A 24224-nucleotide genomic window follows, 5' to 3' on the forward strand; every position below is an offset into this window, starting at 1 on the left:
TTAGGACTTCTTGTCGACTGGCGGCGTATTCGTATTGGGGTCGGTCGCCGGCGGCGGAGTCGGATCCGGCTGCTTGCTCTTGTCGACCGTCTTCGGGTCGGTATCGAGCGCCGGCAGGCCCTTTTCGATCTTTTCCTTGATCTTCGGAATATCCGCCTCTTCCGGCTTGGAAGCCAAAGCGCGGTTCCACTGGTAGACCGCTTCGAGCTTGCGGTTGACGCGCCAATAGGCGTCGCCGAGATGATCGTTGATCGTCGGGTCGCCGGCCTTCAGCTGTGCGGCGCGCTCCAGTTCCGTCACCGCGTCGTCGAAGCGGTTGAGGCGGAAATAGGCCCAGCCGAGCGAATCGACGATGTAGCCGTCATCCGGCTTCAGATCGACGGCCTTGCGGATCATGTCCAGGCCCTGGTCGAGGTTGGTGTTCATGTCGACCCAGGAGTAGCCGAGATAGTTCAGCACCTGCGGCTGGTCCGGGTTCAGCTCCAGCGCCTTCTTGAAGTTCGGCTCGGCCTGCGGCCATTTCTTCAGCCGTTCATAGGCGATGCCGCGCTGGAAGAACACGGCCCAATCGCTGCGCTTCGGCAGGGCGCCAATGACTTCGACGGCCTTGTCGTAATTCTCGGCCATAGCCTGAAAGTCCTTGGCGTCGGACAGAACGCTGCCATAGGCGAGATAGCTGCGAATATCCTTGGGATCGGAATCGATCAGCGCCTTCAGATGCTTGCGCGCATCCTCGACCTTGCCGGCCTGGGCGAGCGCGAGGCCGAGCTGCAGCTCGGAGATGCGGGTCATCGGCGAATTGGCGGGCACCTTCCTGTAGAAGGCGATGGCGCGATCGACCTGCTCCTGCTTTTCGGCGAGCCCGCCGAGCAGCACCAGCGTATCGGCGCTCTTCGGATCGAGCGTATTGGCGATCTGCAGGTAGAGCGAGACGACATCTTCGGCGCCGTCGCGGTTCAATGCGGCGCCGATGGTGAAGAGTACGGAGGCGGCGCCCTGCGTGGCGTCGGTCACCTGCTGTTCCGGCTTCTCGCCCTTGTTGATGCTTTCGCGCAGCGCATTTAAGGGCGCGTAATTGTTGATCAGATTGTCGCCGACCGAGACCGCGTCCAGCGCCTTCTGCTTGTCGCCGGTCTTGGCTTCCAGCCGCGCCAGCGCCATGACCGCGCGCATGAAGGTATCCGGAGCGGTGGCGCCGCCGGCCTTATCGAGAATGGCGTCGTTCAGGTGCGAACGGGCGGATTTCGTGTCGCCGATGGTCAGTGCGATGGCGCCGGCATGATAGTTCTTGAAGATGTTGAACCAGTCCGGGCCCTTCATCTTGTCGATCATCGCGATCGCGTCCTTGCCGCGGCCGGCGCCGGCGCGCGCCCAGGCAAGCAGCAGATTGTTCATCATCCGGTCGAGATCGTTCGGACCACTATATTTGAGAATCTCCTGCGCGGCCTTGTAGTCATGCCGGCGGATGGCTTCCATGCCGCGCACGATCGTGGTGACGCGCTCGACGGAGGTGTCGTTCTTCAGCTCGTTGGCGTATTTCACGCCTTCTTCGAGATTGCCGTTGAGCAGCAGCGAGATCATCAGCCGCTGGCGGATTTCAGGATTGCCCGGTTCGAGCATCAGCGCCTTTTTATAGAGGGCGATGGCGTTATCGTAGTCATGATCGACATCGGCGGTGCGGGCGGCGAGGAAGGCACCCGCGAAGGTGTCGACGGCTTCCGCATCGAAGACGACCGCCTCGTTCTTGGTGTCCGGCGTCTTGGCTGCATCTTCCGCGCGAGCGCCGTTCAGCGCCGACATCGAAAGGATCGCGGCCAAAGCTGCGCCCGAGAGGAAACGGATGGCAAGTCTCTGCCGCATTAGAATGCCTTTCATCAAGGGATTGCCGGCGAGGGCGCCGGCGACACAAAGCGTTCGTGTCAACTGATTCACAACAGGATGGCTTTTTTGAAGCGGCCGCGCAAGAAATTCGGCCTGTCGCGATCAGTTCACGCGTTCGATGCAGAAATCGATCACTTCCATGAGCGCGGATTTCCACGGCGTTTCCGGAAGCGGCGCCAACGCATCGCGGGCGATGGTGCCGTAGTGAACGGCGCGGGCGATGGTGTCGGTGAGCGCGCCATATTTGGTGATCAGGCCCAGCGCCTTTTCCAGGTTCTCGTCGCTGTTGTTGCCGGTCTCGATGGAGTCGCGCCAGAAGGCCCGTTCCTTCTCGGTGCCGCGGCGATAGGCGAGAATGACGGGAAGCGTGATCTTGCCTTCGCGGAAATCGTCGCCGACATTCTTGCCGAGATCGGCGGCCTTGCCGCCGTAATCCAGTGCGTCGTCGACCAGCTGGAAGGCGAGGCCGAGATTGGTGCCGTAGGATTTCAGCGCATTGCGCTCGGCCTTGCCGGCATTGGCGACGATCGGGCCGACTTCGGCGGCGGCGGCGAAAAGCGCTGCCGTCTTGGCGCGGATGACGGAGAGATAATCGTCCTCGGTGGTCTCCATGTTCTTGGAGACGGAAAGCTGCAGCACCTCGCCCTCGGCGATGACGCAGGCGGCCGACGACAGCACGTCGAGCGCTTCGAGCGAACCGACTTCCACCATCATGCGGAAGGCCTGGCCGAGCAGGAAGTCGCCGACGAGAACGCTCGCCTGGTTACCCCAGATCATGCGGGCGGTGGATTTGCCGCGGCGCAGGTCGCTCTCATCCACCACGTCGTCGTGCAGCAGGGTTGCCGTATGCAGGAACTCGACCGAGGTCGCGAGCTTGATGTGATTGTCGCCCTGGTAATTGTAGAGCGCGGCGGAGGCGATGGTCAGCATCGGCCGCAGGCGCTTGCCGCCGGACGAGATCAGGTGCTCCGCCACTTCCGGAATCATCTGCACATCGGAACCGGCTTTCGACAGGATAAGCTGGTTGACGCGTTCCATATCCGCCTTGGTCAGATCCACCAATGGCTTGATGGATGCCTGTTTATTCTTGCTTTCTTCAAGCGGTATCACGACGCCCAACTGTCCGGACTCCTGTTCATTTTTCACAAAGCACAATAAGAAGGGGCGAAAGAGGCGGCAAGAGGCGAATTGTCTCGTCGCGTAAATTTGACAGGAAACGCAAGGCTTATGCACGAACTGATCCGCACCAATGATCCCGTCCTTCTCTCCTTCGCCGAGAGCCTGATGAAGGATGCCGGGATTCATTGCTTCGTGGCGGATCAGGCCATGAGCATTCTCGAGGGATCGCTCGGCATGCTGCCGCGCCGCTTCCTGGTCGAGGAGGATCGTGCCGATCAGGCCCGGCGCATCCTCATTGATGCCGGTCTCGGCGACGAATTGCGCCCGGCGCGCGGCTGAGGTTTACCATGGCCGGCCATTCCTCCGAAACCATCGATGCTTTCCATCGCGGCGCGTTTCACATCGTTCAGCCGAAGGGCAGGGGCCATCGGGCCGGCATGGACGCCATGCTGCTGGCGGCGCTGGTGGCAGACGAGCGTGGCATCCGCGTGGCCGATCTCGGCGCCGGCGCCGGCGCGGCCGGGCTTGCCGTGGCTTCGCGGCTGGAGCGTGCCGAGGTGGTGCTGTTCGAACGATCGGCGGAGATGGCGGAATTTGCTCGCAAGAGCCTCGCCCTTGCCGAGAACGAGCGCTTCTCACGGCGCGTTTCCGTCATCGAGGCGGATGTGACCCTGATCGGCAAGGAGCGCAACGCCGCCGGTCTGATGGACGACAGTTTCCACCATGTCATCATGAACCCGCCCTTCAACGATGCCAGCGACAGGCTGACGCCGGATGCCTTGAAAGCGCAGGCGCATGCGATGACCGATGGCTTGTTCGAAAGCTGGGTGAGAACGGCGGGCGCGATCATGATCCCCGGCGGCCAGCTGTCGCTGATCGCCCGGCCGCAATCGATCGCCGAGATCATCGCCGCCTGCGGCCGCCGTTTCGGCGGTCTCGAGATCACGCCGGTCCATCCGCGCGAGGGCGAAAACGCCGTGCGCATCCTGGTGACGGCGATCAAGGGTTCCAGGGCGCGGTTGGCGTTGCGCGCGCCTCTGGTGATGCATGGCGAGGGGACGCACAAGTTCTCCGACTTCGTCGACGATCTGAACAATGGCAGGGCGGCCTATCCGCGGAAGTGACCCGTGTCGCGGCGCCCGCCGCTGACGGCGCGACTCGCCCGCCGCAGGAATAACCCTCTCCGTTGTCATTCACTGCGACCGGCAGCTTTGGTATAATCCGCGATAACGGAGGAATATCCGCGATAGCGAAGATTGGCCGATATCGAGCGGACAGGTTTCCATTCTGTTGGAGGAAAGAATATTGGAACAATTTTTTATGTTGAACCGTATTTTTAGTCGCTCTAACTCAATTCTCATTGGGAGCCGAAATAAGGCTGAACACTGGAGATGACCGAGATGAACCCCGCCATGAACATGATGCCGATGATGAACCCGATGATGGGTGGAATGATGAACCCGATGATGAACGGCATGATGATGCCGATGATGAATCCCATGATGGGCGGCATGATGAACCCGATGATGGGTCAGATGCCGATGAATGGCATGATGATGCCCATGATGCAGATGATGATGAGCAAGATGACCTGCAAGATGACCCCGAAGGGCATGGTCTGCGAAATGATGCCGATGGAAGGCATGGACAAGGACATGTTCATGGAATGCTGCAAGCGCATGATGTCCATGATGTCGTCCGGCATGCCGATGATGATGATGTGCGGCAACATGATGATGTGCTGCATGATGGAAGCTGCCTGATTTCGTCAGGCAGCTGTCCGCTGGATAACAAGCAGACCTCCATCCGTCTCCGGCCGCCCTGCAAGGGGCGGCTTTTTGCTGCCGCAGGCTGGCGCCTCAGCCGCGGACTTCCTCGACATAGGTGGTGACGAGATAGAGCACGGCCTCGCTGCTGGTCATGTTGCGGTAGCTGTGCGCGACGTCGGCATCGAAGATCGCGGCGTCGCCCTCGCCGAGGATCTGCGCCGGATGCCTGCCGGCGACGATTTCCACCGTCCCGCGCGAGACGACGAGGTTCTCGATCGTGCCGTGGTGGTGCGCCTCGGCAAGCTCGGTATGATAGGGCGCGATGCGCAATTCGTAGAATTCGACCTTGCGCTCGCTTTCATAGGGAAAGAGCGCCCGCGTCTGGAACTTGCCTTCGGAGGCGGAGAGCACCTTGGCCTTGGCATGGGTCAGCACCTGCAGGGACGCGTCGTGCGGCTGCGCGATCAGCGAGCCGCAGGGAACGTCGAGGGCGGCGGCAATCTTCCAGAGAATGCTGATGGTCGGGCTGCTCTTGCCGGTTTCGATCTGGCCGAGCATGGCACGGCTGACGCCGGAGATCTTTGCCAGCCGATCCAGGGAATAGCCGCGGCGGGTACGCAGGCGCCGGAGGTTCTGGCCCGTCAGCGCCGAAATCTCGTCGACCGACTCGGGCCTCGGGGCCGCATGGAACGCCGCGACGGAATCAAGCGCCATAGTTCGGAATGCCGAGCGGCATCACCGGCACGAAGCCCATGAAGGGAACCCACATCAGAAAGGGCTGCTGCGGCCATGCGGATGCAGGAACGTGTTCCGACGGCGCGCTCCTGGCGCGGGCGTCACGGTAGGCCTGGAAATCGATGACATTGGCAGCCTGGCTGGACATGCGATGCTCCTGCAATTCGATGCCCTAACTCTATTTTTTTGATCGACTATTGTAGAGGGAGCAGGACCCAAACTTGGTGCATGAGGCGAAATGTTTTTTCGAGGCGGGGCACCAGGGGCGAAAGCTCATCCCCCGCTTTCACGATGAAAAAAACACGCCGGTCGGCGGGATAGGGCCATGAAAATGCAATGATCCATGTTGCGTTTGCCGTTTCCATGCATACATCACCGGCACAAACATCATGATTCAGGGACGACGAATGGCTGGTTTTTTCAGGCGCATGCTTCCGAAGCGGTTTCGCAAGGAAAGGGTGGTCGTTCCCGTGGTCCGGCTGAGCGGCGTCATCGCGTCCGGCGGCGGGCCGCTTAGGCAATCGCTCAACCTCGCCGGCGTGTCGCAGGCGCTGGAAAAGGCCTTCGACATGAAGGACGCGCCGGCCGTCGCGCTCGTCATCAATTCGCCCGGCGGTTCGCCGGTGCAGTCGCGAATGATCTATAACCGCATCCGCGATCTCGCCCAGGAAAAGCGGAAGAAGGTGCTGGTCTTTGTCGAGGATGTCGCGGCATCCGGCGGCTATATGATCGCGCTGGCCGGCGACGAGATCTTCGCCGACGCCACCTCCATCGTCGGTTCGATCGGCGTCGTCTCCGGCGGTTTCGGCTTTCCGGAGCTGTTGAAGAAGCTCGGCGTCGAGCGCCGCGTCTATACCGCTGGCGAAAACAAGGTGATCCTCGATCCGTTCCAGCCGGAAAAGGAAAAGGATATCGAATATCTGAAGAGCCTGCAGCTGGAGATCCACAAGGTCTTCATCGACATGGTGCGCGAGCGCCGGGCGGGGAAACTGGCCGCCGACGAGACGGTATTCTCGGGCCTTTTCTGGACGGGCGGACGCGGTCTCGAACTCGGCCTGATCGACGGGCTCGCCGATATGCGCCAGGAGCTGAAGAAGCGCTTCGGCGACAAGACCAAACTCGAACTGGTCACCGCGCCGCGCAGCCTCTTCGGCCGCCGCGCTCCCGGCATTTCGCTGCCGGGTATCGACAATGTCGGCGCCGGCCTGGCGGCCGGGCTTGCGGAAGCGGCGGAGGAAAAGGCATTGTGGGGACGGTACGGATTGTAATCGGGAGCGCTGCGTGATGCCGCAGATCATCTTCTTCGCCGTCGCCATCGGCGGTATCTGGTGGCTTTACCGCCGCTTCGTGCGCGACGCTCAAAGACTTGCCGAGAAATCCCGCCGCGCCGAGACGGAAAGACGAACAGGGGCGATCGGGACTTTGGTGAAGGACCCGAAGACCGGGGAATACCGGGTGAAGCGCGAGGATGAGTGACTATGGATAAGTCGGAACGGCGCAGTCAGGCCTTGGAGAAGCTGAAATCATTCGGACTGAAGCTTCCCGCCGATTGGAAATTCGATCGCGATGAAGCCAATGTGCGTAGCGACGGCACGGATATCAGCGTCGCTCCTTTACCCGAGACGTCCAGTCCGCGCCTGCGTAGCTGATGCAGATAATACGGACGACCTTGGTCGCATCGTCCACAGTGAAGCACACGACCGCTTTTTCTGAAGCGGGAATTGCCCTCAATGTTGGCCCCATGTCGGTGCGTATCGTGCCTATGTGCGGAAAGTCGCTAAGCCTATCGATGAATTCCGTGATTTCATCGGCCTTGGCTAGCCCAACGTCGATGCCTGCATAGTTGGAAATGAAATCGACGATGTCGAAGAGATCGTGTTCGACAAGCGGATGCTTGGTGATCGCATAGCGCATGAGCTAACTTATTTGGCGTATTTCTGGCGCAGCTTGTCTTTCACCCTGGAGGCCGTTTCCTTGCCATCCCAGGGCAGCCATTGATCCTCCGGCAATTCCATGCGCCGACGAATTTCATCCGCCATGCCGGACACCACGTCATCCGTGGTGCTATCATGATGTGTCGTCTGGTCAATCTGCTCGATCGCCGCTTCAACCAGGCTGGAAATTGACGGAAATACACCTTCCTCGACCATCTTCTCCGCAAGGCGGAGATGGTGTTCGGACAAGGTGATTTCGGTCTTGACGTTCATGATCTTGCTCCAAGGCGGCGCGGAGACGCATGGCCATATCTATACGTCATCTCTTGACCCTTGTCTTCCATCGTGGCACCTGTCGCGCCAACGTACACCAAGCAGATAGTAGCTGATCTCCATGACCGCCACCGTGCCCGACAACATGAACCCGAAGCGCTCCTTCCAGGCGTTGATCCTGACCCTGCACAATTACTGGGCCGACAAGGGTTGCGCGGTTCTCCAGCCTTACGACATGGAAGTCGGCGCCGGTACGTTCCATCCGGCGACCACGCTGCGCGCGCTCGGGCCGAAGCCCTGGAAGGCCGCCTATGTGCAGCCGTCGCGCCGTCCCTCGGATGGCCGCTATGGCGAAAACCCGAACCGTATGCAGCACTACTACCAGTATCAGGTGATCCTGAAGCCCAATCCGCCGAACCTGCAGGAGCTCTATCTCGGCTCGCTGAAGGCGATCGGCCTCGATCCGCTGGTGCATGACATCCGTTTCGTCGAGGACGATTGGGAAAGCCCGACGCTCGGCGCCTGGGGGCTGGGATGGGAATGCTGGTGCGACGGCATGGAAGTGTCGCAGTTCACCTATTTCCAGCAGGTCTGCGGCATCGAATGCGCGCCAGTCGCCGGCGAGCTGACCTATGGCCTCGAGCGTCTTGCGACCTACGTCCAGGGCGTCGACAGCGTCTACGACCTGAATTTCAACGGCCTCGAAGGCGACGAGAAGATCACCTACGGCGATGTCTTCCTGCAGGCCGAGCAGGAATATTCCAGGCATAATTTCGAATATGCCAATACCGAGATGCTGCATCGCCACTTCATCGATGCCGAGAAGGAGTGCCTGGCGCTTCTGGCCGCCGGCGCCCCCGGCGACAGCGACAATCAGCGTCTGCACAAATGCGTCTTCCCGGCCTATGACCAGTGCATCAAGGCCAGCCACGTCTTCAATCTGCTGGACGCGCGCGGCGTGATCTCGGTCACCGAGCGCCAGAGCTATATTCTGCGCGTGCGCACGCTCGCCAAGGCCTGCGGCGAAGCCTTCCTGCTGACGGATGCCGGCGGGGTGAACTGGGTCAATCAGGCGGCCTGAGCCGTGTCACCATAGCAAAATCGGGTGACAAGGGCCGCGAAGCTGCATAGTGTCCCCTCGGTTGCAATCGCAACGGGGGAATCGCGATGCTTATTATCCTGGCCATCATCGTCCTGGCCGCGCTCTATGCCGTTTTGGTCTATAACGGCCTCGTCCGTGCCCGCCAGGTGGCGGAGGAGGCCTGGTCCGGCATCGACGTGCAGTTGAAGCGCCGCGCCGATCTGATCCCCAATCTGGTCGAGACGGTCAAAGGCTATGCCGGACATGAGAACCAGACGCTGCGCGAGGTCATCCAGGCGCGCAATTCGGTTCAGGCCGTGCCCGCTGGCGATATTGCCGGTCGCGCCGCCGCCGAAGGTGTCCTCAGCCAGGCGCTGGGCCGTCTGATGGTTGTTTCCGAGGCCTATCCCGACCTGAAGGCCAATACGAATTTCGTCGAATTGCAGCGCACGCTGGAAAGCCTCGAGGGCGAGATCCAGATGTCGCGCCGTTATTACAACGGCGCCGCCCGCGATCTGAACGTCAAGGTCGAGAGCTTCCCCTCCAATCTCATCGCCGGCCCCTTCGGCTTTGCCAAGCGCGCCTATTTCGAGATCACCAACGAAGCCGATCGCGCCGTTCCCACCGTGAAGTTCTGAGATTCCGGCTATCGGTTTTTCGAGCAAGGCGGTAAAGGAGGCGACCGCAGGCCATCGGCCGCCTTCCTGACTGACCAAAGAGAATGATGATGGGTAGAGCCAAACTCACGATTATCCCGCCGGGCAAACCGCTTGTCGGCCGCGCCATGCCGCCGGGATCGAAGTCGATCACCAACCGCGCGCTGCTGCTCGCCGGCCTCGCCAAGGGCATCAGCCGGCTGACCGGCGCGCTGAAGAGCGATGACACCCGCTATATGGCCGAAGCGCTGCGCGCCATGGGCGTCACCATCGACGAACCGGACGATACCACCTTCATCGTCACCGGCAGCGGCAAGCTGCAGCCGCCGGCCGCGCCGCTGTTTCTCGGCAATGCCGGCACCGCGACCCGCTTCCTGACGGCCGCCGCCGCGCTGGTCGACGGCAAGGTCGTCGTCGACGGCGATGCCCATATGCGCAAACGGCCGATCGGCCCGCTGGTGGACGCGCTGCGCTCGCTCGGTATTGATGCCTCGGCAGAAACCGGCTGCCCGCCCGTCACCGTCAATGGCACCGGCCGCTTCGAGGCAAGCCGGGTCGAGATCGATGGCGGCCTCTCCAGCCAGTATGTCTCGGCTTTGCTGATGATGGCCGCCGGCGGTGACCGGCCCGTCGACGTCGAGTTGTTGGGCGAGGATATCGGCGCTCTCGGCTATATCGATCTGACGGTCGCCGCCATGCGCGCTTTCGGCGCCAGGGTCGAGCGCGTCAGCCCGGTCGCCTGGCGGGTGGAGCCGACCGGTTATCGCGCGGCGGACTTCCTCATCGAACCGGACGCCTCGGCCGCGACCTATCTCTGGGCGGCGGAAGTGCTGACCGGTGGCAAGATCGATCTCGGCACGCCGGCAAGCGAATTCTCGCAGCCGGATGCCCGCGCCTATGAGATGATTTCGCAGTTTCCGCATCTGCCCGCCGTCATCGACGGATCGCAGATGCAGGACGCCATTCCGACGCTTGCCGTTCTCGCCGCCTTCAACGAGACGCCGGTGCGCTTCGTCGGCATCGCCAATCTCCGCGTCAAGGAATGCGACCGCGTCCGGGCGCTGTCGAGTGGCCTGTCGCGCATCGTGCCCGGCCTCGGCACGGAAGAGGGGGATGATCTGATCGTCGCCTCCGATCCGAGCCTTGCCGGCAAGCTGCTGCCGGCCGAGATCGACAGTTTCGCCGATCATCGCATTGCCATGAGCTTCGCGCTTGCCGGCCTGAAGATCGGCGGCATCACCATTCTCGACCCCGATTGCGTCGCCAAGACCTTCCCCTCCTATTGGCGGGTTCTGGCATCGCTGGGCGTCGCCTACGACGAATAGTGCCACGCTCCCCAAGGGGCGTGGATTTACGGTCACGCTATGCGGCGCCTTCCATCGAGGGCGCCGCGGGGTTGCTTGGGGGTGTGATGACGCGCTGGCTTTCCGGGCTTTTGCCGGCCCTGCTTCTGCTTTTCTCGGCAATGGCGGCATCGGCGGCCGAACTCATCACGGCCTTCGATCAGGCGATTGCCCTCAGCCGCGACGGCTCGATGCGCGTCACCGAGACGATTGCGGTCAATGCCGAAGGCCGCGCCATCCGCCGCGGCATCTTCCGTGATTTTCCGCTGACCTTCCTCGATGCCGCCGGTCGCAGCGCCCTGGTGGATTTCGACGTCGTCTCCGTCGAGCGCGACGGCCAGCCGGAGGAGTGGCGACTTGAGCGGGTCGAGGGCGGAGAGCGCATCTATATCGGCCGCGCGGATCAGGATGGCAGGCAGTTCCTGCTGACTCCCGGCCCGCATGTTTTCCGGATCACCTACACCACGAACCGGCAGATCCGCTATTTCGACGATCACGACGAGCTCTACTGGAACGTCACCGGCAATGGCTGGCAATTCCCCATCCTGCGCGCTTCGGCAACCGTTACGCTGCCGGATGGCGTTAAGCCGCTGCAGCTTGCCTATTACACCGGCCCCCTCGGAGCCTCGGGCCGCAATGCAAGCGCCAGCGAACAGGGCGGCAAGGTCAGCTTCGTCACGACGCGGTCCCTGGCGCCGGCAGAAGGCCTGACGATCGCCATCAAGCTCGCCAAGGGCGCAATCCTGCCGCCGAGCAGCGGCCAGCAATGGCGCTGGTTCCTCGCCGATCATCTCGACGCGATCATCGCCATCGGCGGCCTGATCCTGCTGTTTTTCTATTATCTTAGGAGCTGGATCGCCGTTGGGCGCGATCCGCCGGCGGGCGTCATGGTCCCGCGCTGGGACCCGCCGGATGGCATCTCGCCGGCGCTGGTCAACTATATCGACAATCGCGGCTTTTCCGGCGCCGGATGGACGGCACTGTCGGCGACGGCGATCGATCTTGCCGTGCGCGGCTATGTCATTCTCGACGATCTCAAGAACAAGCTCGTCATCAAGGCGACCGGCAAGTCGGCCGGCCGCGATCTGGGCAGCGCCGAGAAGGTGCTGTTCGGCGCGCTCGGCCCCTTCACGCCGCTGGTGATCGACGCGGCGAATGGCGCGACGGTGCAGCGGATCGGCCAGCAGTTCCGCAGCGCCATCGAGCGCGACCATCGCGACGAATATTATAGGGCGAACCGGCTCTATGTCGTCATCGGCGTCGTATTGTCGCTGCTCATCCTGGCGGCCATCGTCATTTTCGGGCGCCTGCATGAAAACGCGCTGCCGTTGATCGTCTTCCCCGGTTTTCTCTCCATCGTCGTCACCGTCCTCGCCGGCGCCATAGGCCGGACCTTCCTGCGCCGGGACGCCGGTCTGGGGCGGCGAATTTTTTCCGTGCTGGTCTTTGCCTTCATCGGCTTCGTCATGGTTTCCGCCATCGCCGGCACCTTCGCCGCCGTCGTGGTGCCGCTGCTGCAGGCGGGTGAGCTGCCGCTGCTGGTCGGCGTCGTCGGCATCTTCGCGCTCAACGTCCTCTTCTTTTTCCTGATGGGCGCGCCGACGCCGATCGGGCGCAGGATGATGGATGGCATCGCTGGTCTCAGGCAATATCTGACGCTCGCCGAACGCGACCGCATGAACATGCAGGGCGTGCCGCAAATGTCGCCGCAGCATTTCGAGACGCTGCTGCCCTATGCGGTCGCGCTCGGCGTCGAAAAGCCCTGGTCGCACGCCTTCGAGGCATGGCTGGCGACGGCCGCCGGCGCGGCGGTTGCCGCAAGCTACGCCCCCGGCTGGTACATCGGCAGTTTCTCCGGCGGCAATCTTGGCGGCACGATCGGCGATTTTTCCTCCTCCATGGCCTCGACCATCGCCTCCACCATCCCCGCACCGACCTCCAGCTCCTCATCCGGCTTCGGCAGCGGCAGTGGCGGCGGTTTTTCGGGTGGAGGAGGATTCTCCGGCGGTGGTGGCGGTGGTGGAGGTGGAGGGGGCTGGTAGTGGTAATTGACACCTCCCCCTAGAGGGGGGAGGTCGCCGCGAAGCGGCGGGTGGGGGTGACAATTGGCTGGCCGAGGAGGTCGCCGCAATCACCCCACCCCGGCCTTCGGCCGACCCTCCCCCTCAAGGGGAGGGTGTTTGCGACGATGTTGGGTCTTGCTATTTCAAGAGGTTGGAAATCCTTTCATGCCCAAAAAGCCCTCCAAGCTCGATCGCTTCAAAATCGCCAACAGCCGGCGCCTGCGCGCTGGTTCAACCGACGCTGAAACCAAGCTTTGGAAGCATTTGTGGCGCATCCCCATCGAAGGCACCCATTTTCGACGACAGGTCCCCATCGGGCGCTATTTCGCGGATTTCGTTTGCCATCAGATAGGCCTCATTATCGAGCTTGACGGCAGCCAGCATGCGGAAGATGCGGCAAGGTGCTATGATGCCGAGCGCACGGCATTTCTCGAAAGTCAGGGCTATCACGTCGTCCGGTTTTGGAATGCCGAGGTAACAGACGAGATCGAGGCTGTTCTGGATACGATATTTGCCATTGTGCAGCAGCGACAAATTTTGCTAGCAGAGGCCGACCGTTTTCACCACACTCCGGCACACCGTGCCGACCCTCTCTCTCAAGGAGGGGGTGAGGAACCTTGACATGCCCGATCTCCTTCTCGAACTCCGCTCCGAGGAAATTCCCGCCCGTATGCAGCGCAAGGCTGCCGGCGACCTGAAGAAGCTGGTGACCGACGCGCTGGTCGAGGCTGGTCTGTCCTATGAGGGCGCCAGGGAATATTGGACGCCGCGGCGTCTCACGCTCGACATTCGCGGGCTGACGGCGCGCTCCGCCGACGTGCGCGAGGAGCGCAAGGGTCCGCGCACCGATGCCAATGAAAAGGCGATCGAAGGCTTCCTGCGCGGCGCCGGCCTGTCCTCCATTGCCGAGGCACAGGTGCAAAGCGACCCGAAGAAGGGCGATTTCTACGTTGCGGTGATTTCCAAGCCCGGCCGCGCCGCGGAAGAGATTGTCGCTTCCGTGATGCCCGATATCATCCGCAACTTCCCCTGGCCGAAATCGATGCGCTGGGGCAAGGCCTCCGTAAAGCCCGGCTCGCTGCGCTGGGTGCGCCCGCTGCAATCGATCGTCTGCGTCTACGGCACCGAGCATGAGGAAACCGTCGTCATCCCCTTCGAGATCGACGGCATCGTCGCCTCGAACGTGACCTATGGTCATCGCTTCCACGCGCCCGATGCGATCACCGTCAAGCGCTTCGACGATTATGTCGCGAGCCTGGAAAAGGCTTACGTGGTCCTGGATGCGGAGCGCCGCAAGGACATCATCCTGCATGATGCCCGCGACATCGCCTTTGCCAACGGCCTGGAACTGGTCGAGGACGAAGGCCTGCTGGAGGAAGTCTCCGGTCTCGTCGAGTGGCCGCAGGTGCTGATGGGCTCCTTCGAAGAAGACTATCTGTCAATCCCGTCGGAAATCATCCGTCTCACAATCAAGACCAACCAGAAATGCTTCGTCACCCGGCCGCAGGCCGGCGAGACGCTGTCCAACCGCTTCATCCTCGTCGCCAATATCCAGGCGACGGATGGCGGCAAGGAGATCATCCACGGCAACGGTAAGGTCGTGCGCGCCCGTCTGTCCGACGCGCTGCACTTCTGGAAGCGCGACCAGGGCGATCTGCCCGATCTCGAAACGCTGGAAGCCTCCGCTAAAAAATTCGGCCTCGATCTGAAGAAGCCGCTCGATCAGCGCATGGCCAAGCTCGACGCGCTCAATGTTACCTTCCATGCCAAGCTTGGCAGCCAGGGCGAGCGTGTTGCCCGCATCCGCGCGCTCGCCGCCGACCTTGCCAAGATCACCGGCGCCGATGCCGCCCTGGTCGACCGCGCCGTCGTGCTGGCCAAGGCGGACCTGCGCACCGAAGCCGTCGGCGAATTCCCCGAGCTGCAGGGCGTCATGGGCCGCAAATATGCTTCCCTGCAGGGCGAGAACGGCTCCGTGGCGACGGCCATCGAGGATCACTACAAGCCACAAGGCCCGTCCGACCGCGTGCCCGAAGACAAGGTTGCGATCACAGTTGCGCTCGCCGACAAGCTGGATACGCTCGTCGGCTTCTGGAAGATCGACGAGAAGCCCACGGGTTCGAAGGACCCTTACGCGTTGCGCCGCGCCGCCCTCGGCGTTGTCCGCATCCTGCTGGAGCGCGGCGTGCGCCTGCCGCTGCTTGCGACCACTGGGGATGCCGACCTGCTTGCCTTCTTCCATGACCGTCTCAAGGTCTATCTGCGCGATCTCGGCGCCCGCCATGACCTGATCGATGCCGTGCTGACGCCGGAGGCCGACGATCTCTTGATGGTCGCCCGCCGTGTCGAAGCGCTGACCGCCTTCATCACCTCCGAGGATGGCAAGAACCTGCTGGCCGGCACCAAGCGCGCCACGCAGCTTCTGGCGGCCGAGGAAAAGAAGGGCACCGTCGTCGCTGACGGCGTTTCGGAAGCACTCCTCAAGCTGGATGCGGAAAAGGACCTCTTCGCCGCCGTCAAGGCTGCTTCGGCCGAGGCTTCCGCCGCGATCGCCAAGGAAGACTTCCGCTCGGCCATGGCAGCCCTTTCCAAGCTGCGCGCGCCCGTCGACCGCTTCTTCGAGGATGTACTGGTCAACGACGAAGATGCCGCCATCCGCGCCAATCGCCTGGCGCTGCTGCGGCTGATCCGCGAGGCAACCGGCACCGTCGCCGACTTCTCCAAGATCGCGGGATAGGAAAGGGAGGCGCGATGACCGGAAAAATCCTCGTCAGCGCCTGCCTCATGGGCCACGCCGTCCGCTATGACGGCCGTGCCAAGCCGCTTCATCACCCGGCCATCGATCGCTGGCGTGAAGAAGGTCGGCTGGTGACCATTTGTCCGGAACTATCGGCCGGCATGGTCGTGCCGCGACCGCCGGCGGAAATTGCCGATGGCGCGGGTGGCGAGGACGTGCTTGCCGGCACCGCGCGCGTGATGGAGATCAGCGGCGGCGATGTGACCGAGGCCTTCCGTCAGGCTGCGGACAATGCCCTGGCGCTCGCGGAACAGACCGGCTGCCGCTACGCGCTGCTGATCGACGGCAGCCCATCCTGTGGGTCCGGCTTCATCTATGACGGTACATTTTCCGGCGGCCGGCATGCGGGCCATGGCGTCACCGCCGCCTTGCTGAAGCGGGCGGGGATCGAGGTCTATTCCGATCGTGAGATCGACCGGCTGGTCGAGCGAATTGCCGCAGCCGGGTGAGCCTCTTCGACATTTGCAAAAGGAAAAACCGCCGGGCGATCCCGGCGGTTTGTCGTTGTTCGTCGTGACGCGGCTCAGGCGGCGCGGCGATGATGGTCCATTGTCGAGCGGCCGTCGCTGACGCGGAAATCGCGGATCAGGCCGAGCAGGTCCTCGGTGTCGGCGGCGAGCGTTTCTGCCGATGCCGTCGTCTCCTCGGCCATGGCGGCGTTCTGCTGCGTGGCGGCGTCGAGCTGGTTCATCGACGATGAGATCGAGCGCAGCGTCGTATCCTGTTCCGAGGCGCTGTAGGCAATCTTCGAAACGATCTCGTTGGCTGCCTTGATCTGGCCGGAGATGCGCTTCAGCGCTTCGCCGGCCTCGCCGACGAGGCGGACGCCCTGGTCGACCTGGTCGGACGAGCGGGCGATCTGATCCTTGATCTCCTTGGCCGCCGCGGCGGAGCGCTGCGCCAGCTCGCGCACTTCCTGGGCAACGACGGCAAAGCCCTTGCCGGATTCGCCGGCGCGCGCCGCCTCGACGCCGGCATTGAGCGCCAGCAGGTTGGTCTGGAAGGCGATCTCGTCGATGACGCCGATGATCTTGCCGATCTCCTCGGACGACTTTTCGATGCCGCTCATCGCCTCGATCGCCTGGGCGACGACGGCATCGCTGCGCGAGGCTTCGGTGCTGACGGCATGAACCCGCTTGCTAGCCTCATGCGCGCCTTCCGCGGTCTGGCGGACGGCAACGGTCAGCTCGTCGAGCGCGGCCGAAGTCTCTTCCAGGCTGGCGGCCTGGCGCTCGGTGCGCTGCGACAGCTCGTTGGAAGCGCGGCGGATTTCTTCCTTGCTGATGCCGATGTCATTGCCCTTGGCATTGACCCGCGCCATGGCTGCCTCGAGATGGGAGAGCGCCTCGTTGAAATTGTTGCGCAGGCCGGCATAGCTGATGCCGAGATCGCCGCAGCGCACGGTCAGGTCGCCGCGTGCAAGCTGCTCCAGCGCTCTGCCGATGGTCGCGACGACGCGGGCCTGTTCCTCGGCCTCGTCCTGCTGCTGACGCAGGTTCTGTTGGCGCTCGCTGTTGATTTCCTCTTCCTGCGCGATCTGGCGTTCGGCCAGGGCATGGCGCTCGCGGATCTTTTCCTGCAGCGCAAGCGTGGCCCTGGCCATCAGGCCGATCTCGTTGCGCATGGCGGCATGCGGTATCGCGATGCTCACATCCTCGTCGGCAACCGCCTTGAGTGCGGCGTGAACCTCGGTGAGCGGCTTGGTAATGCCGCGGATGACGAAAAAGGCGGCAACGAGGACCATCGCGAAGAGCGCGAGGGCCGACCACAAGGTCGTCCAGATCTTCGCCTCGACCTGTGCGTCGAGATCGTCCATGTAGACGCCGGTCACGATAACGATCTTCCAGGGTTCGAAGGCGCGGGCATAAGCGGTCTTGCGGAAAGTCGCGTCGGCCGGTTGGCCAGGCTTATTGGCGTAGAAGTCGGAGAGGCCGCCGCCCTGCTGGCCGAGCTTGACCAATTCCTCACGATAATAGTGGCCCTTCGAGTCGGGCTGTCCCTTCAGGTTCACGCCCACTTTCGACTTGTCGTAGTGGAAGACCATGTTGACGTCGTAATCATAGCCGAAGAGATAGCCGTCCGGCGTATATTTCATGCTGCCGACGGTGGCATAGGCCTGAGCCTTGGCCTGTTCTTCCGTGAGCTTTCCCGCCTGCTCCTGAGAATAATAGAAATTCATGACGGAAATGCCGGATTCGACCTGCGTGCGCAGCATTTCATAGCGCTCGCTATAGATCGCCTCGGCCGATGAGCGGATTTGCAGATAGGTCGCCATGGCGAAAACGGCCATAAGCACGCCCAGGAGGGCGAAGAGCTGACGTGCGATCTTGAGATTCTTCATACATGCCTCGCAACAGGGTAGGGTAAGTACCGGCGCGGTTTCCTACCGCCTATGCGATCGCCTGAGAAAGTCCCAATACGCTTGCCGCTGCTCGAAAAGACATGCTGCTGTCCGGTCAAAGTAAAATCGCGGCTTATGTCTAAGAAAGCTTTAATCAAAACAGCGTGATGGGGAACTAAGTGGCTTTGGGTGCCAGATATGTTGCCGCGCGCCCGTCAATACTGGTCGAATTTCACCCTTATCTTGAGTCTCGGGCGAAGCTTCCGCAGGTCATCAATCAAAAACGAATGCGCCCCTGCTTCTCCCAGGGGCGCATTGGTCCGCCTTGCGACGGACCCCGTCGACCGAAACATTGGCCGGGCGGGGCAGGGAACGGGATGCCGACGCTATTGGCGGAGCTGGAAGCCGGAGAGCTCGAGCGGCGCGGGCGCCGGCGTCTTGACGGATTGGGGCAGGGCGGCGGTCGTTGCGGTCATGTCGATGCCGTCGGGCGCCGTGTTCGCGGCGGCCAGGGCCTCGGGCGTCGGCTTGGACATGAAGACGACCGGCGAGCCGCCCATCCACGCCTCGGTGCGCACCACCTTCTTCTGGCCGTCGACGTCGCGAATGACGATGGTCTGGGTGCCGGGCTTCAGCTCCGGTACGATATAGTCCTTCTTGACTTCCGGCGGCTTGATGGACGGGCAGTCGGTGCAGGCTCTGTCGATGATGCTGCCGGCGCTGACCTCGGTCTTGCTGTCGATCGGCTGGATCGACGATGCCAGGGCCGAGCCGGCGGCCAGCGCGAAAGTCAAGGTCAGGAAGAAGGCACGCATAACGACAACTCCATCTAAGATAGTGGAGAGATTAGCGTGTCTTTGTTTCCATCCCGTCAGGAGATTAGGTAAAAGTTTAGTGGAGGACGGATTTCGGGACAGTCGTTGCGTAAAACAAAAAGTTAGAGCGTTTCAGGCCCGTTCCCGCTCGATCGCCTGCCAGCCTATGTCGCTGCGGCTGAAGCCGTTTTCCCACTCTACCTTGCCGACAAGGGCATAGGCGCGCTTCTGCGCCTCGCCGACGGTCTTGCCGGTCGCGGTGACGTTCAGCACCCGGCCGCCGGTTGCGACCAGCGCGCCGTCCTTCAGGGCCGTGCCGGCATGAAACACCTTGGCGCCGTCGCTGTCGGCGGGCAGGGCGCCGATCGGCGTGTTCTTGGCGTAGGCGCCGGGATAGCCCTTCGAGGCCATGACCACGGTCAGCGCCACATCGTCGCTCCATTCGGCGCTGACCTGATCCAGCGTGCCGTTGGCACAGGCGAGAAGCAGCGGCAGCAGGTCGCTCTTCAGCCGCATCATCAACACCTGGCATTCCGGATCGCCGAAGCGGACATTGTATTCGATCAGCTCCGGTCCCTTGGCGGTGATCATCAGTCCGGCGAAGAACAGGCCGGAGAAGGGATAGCCGCTTTCGGCCATGCCGCGCATCGTCGGCTCGATGATGTCCTTCATCGTCCGCTCGACCATCTCCGCCGTCATGACCGGGGCGGGGGAATAGGCGCCCATGCCGCCGGTGTTCGGGCCGGTATCGCCGTCGCCGACGCGCTTGTGATCCTGAGCGGTGGCGAGCGCCAGCGCGTGCTTGCCGTCGCAAAGGCAGAAGAAGCTTGCTTCCTCGCCGTCGAGATAGGCCTCGATCACCACCTCGGCGCCGGCCTCGCCGAAGGCGCCTTCGAAGCAGTCATCGACGGCGGCAAGCGCCTCGTCGACCGTCATGGCGACCGTGACGCCCTTGCCGGCGGCAAGCCCATCGGCCTTGACGACGATCGGAGCGCCCTGTTCGCGGATATAGGCTTTCGCTTTCGGCGCATTGTTGAAGCGTTGATAGGCGCCGGTCGGGATATTGTAGCGGGCGCAGATATCCTTGGTGAAACCCTTGGAGCCTTCAAGCTGGGCGGCTGCGGCGGATGGGCCGAACACGGCAATGCCTGCGGCGCGCAGGTGGTCGGCAATGCCGGCGACGAGCGGTGCCTCCGGGCCGACGACGACGAAGTCGATGGCCTTTTCCTTGCAGAAGGCAACGACCGCGTCATGGTTCTCGATGTCGAGGGGGACAAGCGTCGCGTGGTCGGCAATACCCGGATTGCCGGGCGCGGCATAGAATTCCGTCATCAGCGGCGATTGTGCCAGTTTCCAGGCCAGCGCATGCTCGCGTCCGCCCGATCCGATCAACAGAACTTTCATGGCTTGCCCTCGTTCTTTGCGTTCATGTGCGCGGTTAAGGGGGGAGCGCCCAAAGGTCAAGCGGCAAATCCTGTGGAGGCCGGGGTTGCAACATTGCCATGCCTTTTTATGTCGCTAAAGCCTGATGCTGGTTTCGCGTGGTGATCCGTCTTCCGTTGCCCTGATTGGGGCGATCTCGCCGGAAACCGCTTCGTACTTTCCGGGATCGCGCCTATGGTCCCGTCATCGAGTTCAGTTCAGAGAGACATATGGCCGCCGACATTCGCTCCCTTGCCGCAACCATCGCCACCGAGATCAATTCGCGCCCGGATCAGGCCAAGGCCGCGATCGAGCTTCTCGACGAAGGTGCCACCGTGCCCTTCATCGCCCGCTACCGCAAGGAAGTGACCGGCGGTCTCGATGACGGGCAGCTGCGGACGCTGGCCGAACGCCTCGTCTATCTGCGCGAGCTGGAAGCCCGCCGCGCCGCGATCGTCGAATCGATCGTCGGCCAGGGCAAGATGACCGACGAGCTGATGGGCAAGATCGCCGTGGTCGCCACCAAGGCCGAGCTCGAAGATCTCTATCTGCCCTATAAGCCGAAGCGCCGCACGCGCGCCGAAATCGCCAGGGAGCGCGGTCTTGGCCCGCTCGCCGACACGATCCTGACCGATCGCTCCCGGGAACCGGCGGCGCTGGCCGAGGGCTTCCTCACCGCTGACGTGCCCGATGTGAAGACGGCGCTCGAGGGCGCGCGTGACATCATCGCCGAAGGGATCGCCGAAAATGCCGACCTGCTCGGCAAGCTGCGCACCTACATGAAGGCGAATGCCGCCCTGAAGGCCAAGGTGGTGGACGGCAAGCAGGAGGCCGGCGCGAAATTCTCCGATTATTTCGACCATCAGGAGCGCTGGGCGACCGCCCCCGGCCATCGCGCGCTCGCCATGCTGCGTGGCTGGAACGAGGAGGTTCTGACGCTGACCATCGAGGTCGATGTCGATGCCGTCTCACCGAACAAGCCGGTCGAACGGATGATCGCCACCGCTTACGAGATCGGCGCGAGCCGCCCCGGCGACCGCTGGCTGACGGAGGTTGCGAGCTGGACTTGGCGCGTCAAGCTCTCCATGTCGCTGTCGCTCGATCTGATGCGCGATCTGCGCGAGCGCGCCGAGGAGGAGGCGATCCATGTCTTCGCCCGCAATCTGAAGGATCTGCTGCTGGCAGCGCCCGCCGGTTCGCGCGCCACCATGGGCCTCGATCCGGGCATCCGCACCGGCGTCAAGGTCGCCGTGGTCGACGGCACCGGCAAGCTCCTGGAGACGACCACGGTCTATCCTTTCCCGCCGAAGAACGATGTGCGCGGCACGCAGGCGACCTTGGCGGCGCTCATCCGCAAGCACAAGGTCGAGCTGATCTCCATCGGCAACGGCACCGGCAGCCGCGAGACAGAGAAGCTCGTGACCGACATGCTGGCCGATCTGCCGGCGCCGAAGCCGACCAAGGTCATCGTCTCGGAAGCGGGCGCATCCGTCTATTCGGCCTCCGAAACCGCGGCGCTGGAGTTTCCGGGTCTCGACGTCTCGCTGCGCGGCGCCGTCTCCATCGCCCGTCGCCTGCAGGACCCTCTGGCCGAGCTGGTGAAGATCGAGCCGAAGTCGATCGGCGTCGGTCAATATCAGCACGATGTCGACCAGCAGAAGCTGTCGCGCTCGCTCGATGCCGTGGTGGAAGATGCGGTGAATGCCGTCGGCGTCGATCTGAATACCGCGTCGGCGCCGCTCTTGGCCCGCGTCTCCGGCCTCGGCCCGTCGATCGCCGATGCGATCGTCAAGCACCGCGACGGCGAGGGCCGCTTCGAGACCCGCCGCGATCTGCTGAAGGTCGCCCGTCTCGGACAGCGCACCTTCGAGCAATGCGCCGGCTTCCTGCGTATTCCCGACGGCAAGGAGCCTCTGGATGCCTCCTCGGTGCATCCGGAAGCCTATGGCGTCGCCAAGAAGATCGTTGCCGCCTGCGGCCGCGACCTGCGCAGCCTGATGGGCGACACGGCGATGCTGAAGGCCGTCGATCCGCGCAAGTTCATCGATGAGAAATTCGGCCTTCCGACGGTGCGCGACATCATCGCCGAGCTGGAAAAGCCGGGCCGCGATCCGCGCCCGAGCTTCAAGACCGCGACCTTCGCGGAGGGGATCAACGAGATCAGCGATCTCAAGCCCGGCATGGCTCTGGAAGGCACGGTGACCAACGTCGCCGCCTTCGGTGCCTTCGTCGACATCGGCGTTCACCAGGACGGGCTCGTGCATGTCTCGCAGCTGGCCGATCGCTTCGTGAAGGACCCCCATGAAGTCGTCAAGGCGGGCGACGTCGTGAAAGTGAGGGTTGTGGAAGTCGACGCCAAACGGAAACGAATCAGTCTCACAATGCGCAAAGATGGCGGCACTGTGGCGGGCGCATCCGGACGTGAGTCGCGCGAGCAAGGCAGTGTGCGCAACGCTGGCGATAGGAACAACAGTCGTCCGAATGCGCCGCAACAGGGTAGTTTCGGCGCGGCCCTGGCGGACGCATTCAAGCGAAAATAAGCACTTAGCGGGAGATTGTGCAAGAATGTCACACTCTGGCAGCGTTGTTGCCGGAGCGCTAAAGAGTGCGAAAAGGTGCGCTTGCCACAATGTTGTAAGGCGTTAGAGTCTGCTTCATTGTCATGTCATAACATTCGAGGCGTCCATGGCGTCGGCACTGTTCTCTCTTGTCAAGAAACTCGTCCGCAAAGGCTCCCTGAAACTTACGCTTGCTTCCGGCGAGACGCATATGATCGGCGATGGCTCCGGCGAAATGGTCGCCGTCCGTATTGCCGACCAGCAGGCGGAAGACGCGATCGCGCGCGATCCGACCCTGAAGCTCGGCGAAATGTACATGGAAGGACGCTTCATTCTGGAGCAGGGGGATATCTACGAATTCCTCTCCATGGTGAAGCAGAACACCACCAACGAAATCTTCGATCTGCGCATGGCCGCATTGCTGGTCGGCCGCATCGCCTGGCAGCAGATCAAGAGCCGCTCGCCGATCAACCGCAACAAGTACAATGTTGCGCATCATTACGACCTGTCGGCCAAGCTCTTCGATCTCTTCCTCGATGAGGACTGGCAATATTCCTGCGCCTATTTCAACCCGCCCGGCATCAGCCTGGACGAGGCGCAGGTGGCAAAGAAGCGGCATATCGCCGCCAAGCTGCTCGTCGAGCCCGGCCAGCGCGTTCTGGAAATCGGCTCCGGCTGGGGCGGCATGGGCATGTATCTTGCCGAAGCCAATCCAGGCCTCGATTTCACCGGCATCACGCTGAGCGAGGAGCAGCTCAAGGTCTCGCGCGAACGCGCCGCCAAGCGCGGCCTGTCCGATCGCGTCCGTTTCGAGCTGCAGGACTATCGCTATCTGACCGGCAAGAAGTTTGATCGCATCGTCTCGGTCGGCATGTTCGAACATGTCGGCATCGGCGACTACGGAAAGTTCTTCCGCAAGGTTTCCGAGCTTCTCGACGACAATGGCGTCATGCTGCTGCACTCGATCGCCCGCCCGAAACCGAGCTTTGCGACCAACGCCTTCATCGAGAAGTATATTTTCCCGGGCGGCTACATCCCCTCGATCGGGGAGACGACGCCGCCGCTGGAAAAGGCCGGACTGCTGGTCAAGGATATCGAAGTCCTGCCGATGCATTACGCCTATACGCTGCGTCACTGGCGTAACCGCTTCGTGGCGCGCAAGGCGGAAGCCGTCGCGCTTTACGACGAGAATTTCTTCCGCATGTGGGAGTTCTATCTCGCTGGCTCGGAAATGGGCTTCCGCTGGGATGAGCTCTTCATCATGCAGATCCAGATCGCCAAGAACCAGTTCGCCGTGCCCGACAACCGCAATTATATTGCCGAGCGCGAGGCGAAGCTCAGGGAGTTCGAGGCGAGCCGGGCGCCGCTGGAGAAGGTGACGTTCTAGGCATTTGCCCTTGTTTGGAAGGTTGCCGGCCCTGAAAAATCATGGGGCCG

General features: G+C 62.6%; 23 protein-coding genes. 14 read left to right on the forward strand and 9 right to left on the reverse strand.

Features of this window, described 5'->3' with window-relative positions:
- Both FHX11_RS07020 and FHX11_RS07025 read right to left on the reverse strand, forming a co-directional pair.
- Positions 1–1860: a tetratricopeptide repeat protein gene (locus tag FHX11_RS07020; protein WP_184357509.1), complete on the reverse strand. Its 1860-nt coding sequence runs from the start codon at positions 1858–1860 to the stop codon at positions 1–3.
- A 123-nt stretch (positions 1861–1983) separates the two neighbouring features.
- The gene (locus tag FHX11_RS07025; protein WP_184356438.1) at positions 1984–3000 is read right to left on the reverse strand and encodes a polyprenyl synthetase family protein; all 1017 of its coding nucleotides are present in this window, start codon (positions 2998–3000) and stop codon (positions 1984–1986) included.
- A 108-nt stretch (positions 3001–3108) separates the two neighbouring features.
- Here FHX11_RS07025 and FHX11_RS07030 point away from each other — a divergent pair, with 108 nt between their 5' ends.
- The 3 genes from FHX11_RS07030 (at position 3109) to FHX11_RS07040 (ending at position 4763) form a co-directional block, all read left to right on the forward strand.
- Entirely contained in the window at positions 3109–3339 is a 231-nt protein-coding gene (locus FHX11_RS07030) for a DUF2007 domain-containing protein (RefSeq protein WP_184356440.1), read from the forward strand.
- Positions 3340–3347: 8 nt separating this feature from the next.
- Positions 3348–4124: a methyltransferase gene (locus FHX11_RS07035; protein ID WP_184356442.1), complete on the forward strand. Its 777-nt coding sequence runs from the start codon at positions 3348–3350 to the stop codon at positions 4122–4124.
- Positions 4125–4391: 267 nt separating this feature from the next.
- Positions 4392–4763, forward strand: coding sequence for a hypothetical protein (locus tag FHX11_RS07040; RefSeq protein ID WP_184356444.1), 372 nt, complete (start codon positions 4392–4394; stop codon positions 4761–4763).
- A 96-nt stretch (positions 4764–4859) separates the two neighbouring features.
- Here the strand turns inward: FHX11_RS07040 and FHX11_RS07045 are convergent, their stop codons facing one another.
- A complete protein-coding gene (locus FHX11_RS07045; RefSeq protein WP_184356446.1) occupies positions 4860–5483 on the reverse strand; it encodes an XRE family transcriptional regulator in 624 nt (207 codons plus the stop codon).
- Complete coding sequence (locus FHX11_RS07050) at positions 5473–5652, reverse strand: hypothetical protein (protein WP_184356448.1); 180 nt, start codon at positions 5650–5652, stop codon at positions 5473–5475. Before FHX11_RS07050 ends, FHX11_RS07045 begins: the two co-directional genes overlap by 11 nt.
- A 259-nt stretch (positions 5653–5911) precedes the next feature.
- Between FHX11_RS07050 and FHX11_RS07055 the strand changes: the two genes are divergently transcribed.
- Complete coding sequence (locus FHX11_RS07055) at positions 5912–6772, forward strand: S49 family peptidase (protein ID WP_184356450.1); 861 nt, start codon at positions 5912–5914, stop codon at positions 6770–6772.
- 16 nt (positions 6773–6788) lie between these two features.
- The gene (locus tag FHX11_RS07060; protein ID WP_184356452.1) at positions 6789–6980 is read left to right on the forward strand and encodes a hypothetical protein; all 192 of its coding nucleotides are present in this window, start codon (positions 6789–6791) and stop codon (positions 6978–6980) included.
- Between the two features lie 123 nt (positions 6981–7103).
- Here FHX11_RS07060 and FHX11_RS07065 read toward each other — a convergent pair whose 3' ends face one another.
- Positions 7104–7418 carry a type II toxin-antitoxin system RelE/ParE family toxin gene (locus FHX11_RS07065; RefSeq protein WP_184356454.1) on the reverse strand — a complete coding sequence of 105 codons (315 nt, stop codon included), beginning with the start codon at positions 7416–7418 and terminating at the stop codon, positions 7104–7106.
- Positions 7419–7426: 8 nt separating this feature from the next.
- The gene (locus FHX11_RS07070) at positions 7427–7711 is read right to left on the reverse strand and encodes a hypothetical protein (RefSeq protein ID WP_184356456.1); all 285 of its coding nucleotides are present in this window, start codon (positions 7709–7711) and stop codon (positions 7427–7429) included.
- A 121-nt stretch (positions 7712–7832) separates the two neighbouring features.
- Between FHX11_RS07070 and FHX11_RS07075 the strand changes: the two genes are divergently transcribed.
- The 7 genes from FHX11_RS07075 (at position 7833) to FHX11_RS07105 (ending at position 16100) form a co-directional block, all read left to right on the forward strand.
- On the forward strand, positions 7833–8792 hold the full coding sequence (locus tag FHX11_RS07075; protein WP_184356458.1) for a glycine--tRNA ligase subunit alpha: 960 nt from the start codon (positions 7833–7835) through the stop codon (positions 8790–8792).
- Positions 8793–8878: 86 nt separating this feature from the next.
- Complete coding sequence (locus FHX11_RS07080) at positions 8879–9430, forward strand: LemA family protein (protein WP_184356460.1); 552 nt, start codon at positions 8879–8881, stop codon at positions 9428–9430.
- A gap of 86 nt (positions 9431–9516) precedes the next feature.
- On the forward strand, positions 9517–10773 hold the full coding sequence (locus tag FHX11_RS07085) for a 3-phosphoshikimate 1-carboxyvinyltransferase (protein WP_184357510.1): 1257 nt from the start codon (positions 9517–9519) through the stop codon (positions 10771–10773).
- An 86-nt stretch (positions 10774–10859) separates the two neighbouring features.
- The gene (locus FHX11_RS07090; protein WP_184356461.1) at positions 10860–12833 is read left to right on the forward strand and encodes a DUF2207 domain-containing protein; all 1974 of its coding nucleotides are present in this window, start codon (positions 10860–10862) and stop codon (positions 12831–12833) included.
- A 186-nt stretch (positions 12834–13019) separates the two neighbouring features.
- Positions 13020–13475, forward strand: a complete 456-nt coding sequence (locus FHX11_RS07095) for a DUF559 domain-containing protein (protein ID WP_246780916.1) — start codon at positions 13020–13022, stop codon at positions 13473–13475.
- 1 nt (position 13476) lies between these two features.
- A complete protein-coding gene (gene glyS / locus FHX11_RS07100) occupies positions 13477–15591 on the forward strand; it encodes a glycine--tRNA ligase subunit beta (protein WP_184356463.1) in 2115 nt (704 codons plus the stop codon).
- 14 nt (positions 15592–15605) lie between these two features.
- The gene (locus FHX11_RS07105; RefSeq protein WP_184356464.1) at positions 15606–16100 is read left to right on the forward strand and encodes a DUF523 domain-containing protein; all 495 of its coding nucleotides are present in this window, start codon (positions 15606–15608) and stop codon (positions 16098–16100) included.
- A gap of 74 nt (positions 16101–16174) precedes the next feature.
- Here the strand turns inward: FHX11_RS07105 and FHX11_RS07110 are convergent, their stop codons facing one another.
- The 3 genes from FHX11_RS07110 to purD all read right to left on the reverse strand — a co-directional run bounded on the left by FHX11_RS07110 (position 16175) and on the right by purD (position 20211).
- Positions 16175–17992 carry a methyl-accepting chemotaxis protein gene (locus FHX11_RS07110; protein ID WP_184356466.1) on the reverse strand — a complete coding sequence of 606 codons (1818 nt, stop codon included), beginning with the start codon at positions 17990–17992 and terminating at the stop codon, positions 16175–16177.
- Positions 17993–18378: 386 nt separating this feature from the next.
- Positions 18379–18807: a plant virulence effector HPE1-like domain-containing protein gene (locus FHX11_RS07115; RefSeq protein ID WP_184356468.1), complete on the reverse strand. Its 429-nt coding sequence runs from the start codon at positions 18805–18807 to the stop codon at positions 18379–18381.
- Between the two features lie 132 nt (positions 18808–18939).
- Positions 18940–20211 carry a phosphoribosylamine--glycine ligase gene (gene purD / locus FHX11_RS07120; RefSeq protein WP_184356470.1) on the reverse strand — a complete coding sequence of 424 codons (1272 nt, stop codon included), beginning with the start codon at positions 20209–20211 and terminating at the stop codon, positions 18940–18942.
- Between the two features lie 248 nt (positions 20212–20459).
- Between purD and FHX11_RS07125 the strand changes: the two genes are divergently transcribed.
- Together FHX11_RS07125 and FHX11_RS07130 are read left to right on the forward strand one after the other, a co-directional pair.
- Complete coding sequence (locus FHX11_RS07125; RefSeq protein WP_184356471.1) at positions 20460–22769, forward strand: Tex family protein; 2310 nt, start codon at positions 20460–20462, stop codon at positions 22767–22769.
- 145 nt (positions 22770–22914) lie between these two features.
- Positions 22915–24174, forward strand: a complete 1260-nt coding sequence (locus FHX11_RS07130) for a cyclopropane-fatty-acyl-phospholipid synthase family protein (RefSeq protein WP_184356472.1) — start codon at positions 22915–22917, stop codon at positions 24172–24174.
- Positions 24175–24224 lie beyond the last annotated feature (50 nt).

Source organism: Rhizobium sp. BK602 (assembly GCF_014195095.1).
Taxonomy (GTDB): Bacteria; Pseudomonadota; Alphaproteobacteria; order Rhizobiales; family Rhizobiaceae; genus Rhizobium.

Bases quoted from the DNA above. Each gene is read 5' to 3' on its own strand.
- FHX11_RS07130 (WP_184356472.1), top strand. From the start codon at position 22,915: ATGGCGTCGGCACTGTTCTCTCTTGTCAAGAAACTCGTCCGCAAAGGC.
- FHX11_RS07040 (WP_184356444.1), top strand. From the start codon at position 4,392: ATGACCGAGATGAACCCCGCCATGAACATGATGCCGATGATGAACCCG.
- FHX11_RS07070 (WP_184356456.1), bottom strand. From the start codon at position 7,711: ATGAACGTCAAGACCGAAATCACCTTGTCCGAACACCATCTCCGCCTT.
- FHX11_RS07030 (WP_184356440.1), top strand. From the start codon at position 3,109: ATGCACGAACTGATCCGCACCAATGATCCCGTCCTTCTCTCCTTCGCC.
- FHX11_RS07090 (WP_184356461.1), top strand. From the start codon at position 10,860: ATGACGCGCTGGCTTTCCGGGCTTTTGCCGGCCCTGCTTCTGCTTTTC.
- FHX11_RS07095 (WP_246780916.1), top strand. From the start codon at position 13,020: ATGCCCAAAAAGCCCTCCAAGCTCGATCGCTTCAAAATCGCCAACAGC.
- FHX11_RS07115 (WP_184356468.1), bottom strand. From the start codon at position 18,807: ATGCGTGCCTTCTTCCTGACCTTGACTTTCGCGCTGGCCGCCGGCTCG.
- FHX11_RS07085 (WP_184357510.1), top strand. From the start codon at position 9,517: ATGATGGGTAGAGCCAAACTCACGATTATCCCGCCGGGCAAACCGCTT.
- purD (WP_184356470.1), bottom strand. From the start codon at position 20,211: ATGAAAGTTCTGTTGATCGGATCGGGCGGACGCGAGCATGCGCTGGCC.
- FHX11_RS07020 (WP_184357509.1), bottom strand. From the start codon at position 1,860: ATGCGGCAGAGACTTGCCATCCGTTTCCTCTCGGGCGCAGCTTTGGCC.
- FHX11_RS07080 (WP_184356460.1), top strand. From the start codon at position 8,879: ATGCTTATTATCCTGGCCATCATCGTCCTGGCCGCGCTCTATGCCGTT.
- FHX11_RS07065 (WP_184356454.1), bottom strand. From the start codon at position 7,418: ATGCGCTATGCGATCACCAAGCATCCGCTTGTCGAACACGATCTCTTC.
- FHX11_RS07045 (WP_184356446.1), bottom strand. From the start codon at position 5,483: ATGGCGCTTGATTCCGTCGCGGCGTTCCATGCGGCCCCGAGGCCCGAG.
- FHX11_RS07110 (WP_184356466.1), bottom strand. From the start codon at position 17,992: ATGAAGAATCTCAAGATCGCACGTCAGCTCTTCGCCCTCCTGGGCGTG.
- FHX11_RS07055 (WP_184356450.1), top strand. From the start codon at position 5,912: ATGGCTGGTTTTTTCAGGCGCATGCTTCCGAAGCGGTTTCGCAAGGAA.
- glyS (WP_184356463.1), top strand. From the start codon at position 13,477: ATGCCCGATCTCCTTCTCGAACTCCGCTCCGAGGAAATTCCCGCCCGT.
- FHX11_RS07060 (WP_184356452.1), top strand. From the start codon at position 6,789: ATGCCGCAGATCATCTTCTTCGCCGTCGCCATCGGCGGTATCTGGTGG.
- FHX11_RS07050 (WP_184356448.1), bottom strand. From the start codon at position 5,652: ATGTCCAGCCAGGCTGCCAATGTCATCGATTTCCAGGCCTACCGTGAC.
- FHX11_RS07035 (WP_184356442.1), top strand. From the start codon at position 3,348: ATGGCCGGCCATTCCTCCGAAACCATCGATGCTTTCCATCGCGGCGCG.
- FHX11_RS07105 (WP_184356464.1), top strand. From the start codon at position 15,606: ATGACCGGAAAAATCCTCGTCAGCGCCTGCCTCATGGGCCACGCCGTC.
- FHX11_RS07075 (WP_184356458.1), top strand. From the start codon at position 7,833: ATGACCGCCACCGTGCCCGACAACATGAACCCGAAGCGCTCCTTCCAG.
- FHX11_RS07125 (WP_184356471.1), top strand. From the start codon at position 20,460: ATGGCCGCCGACATTCGCTCCCTTGCCGCAACCATCGCCACCGAGATC.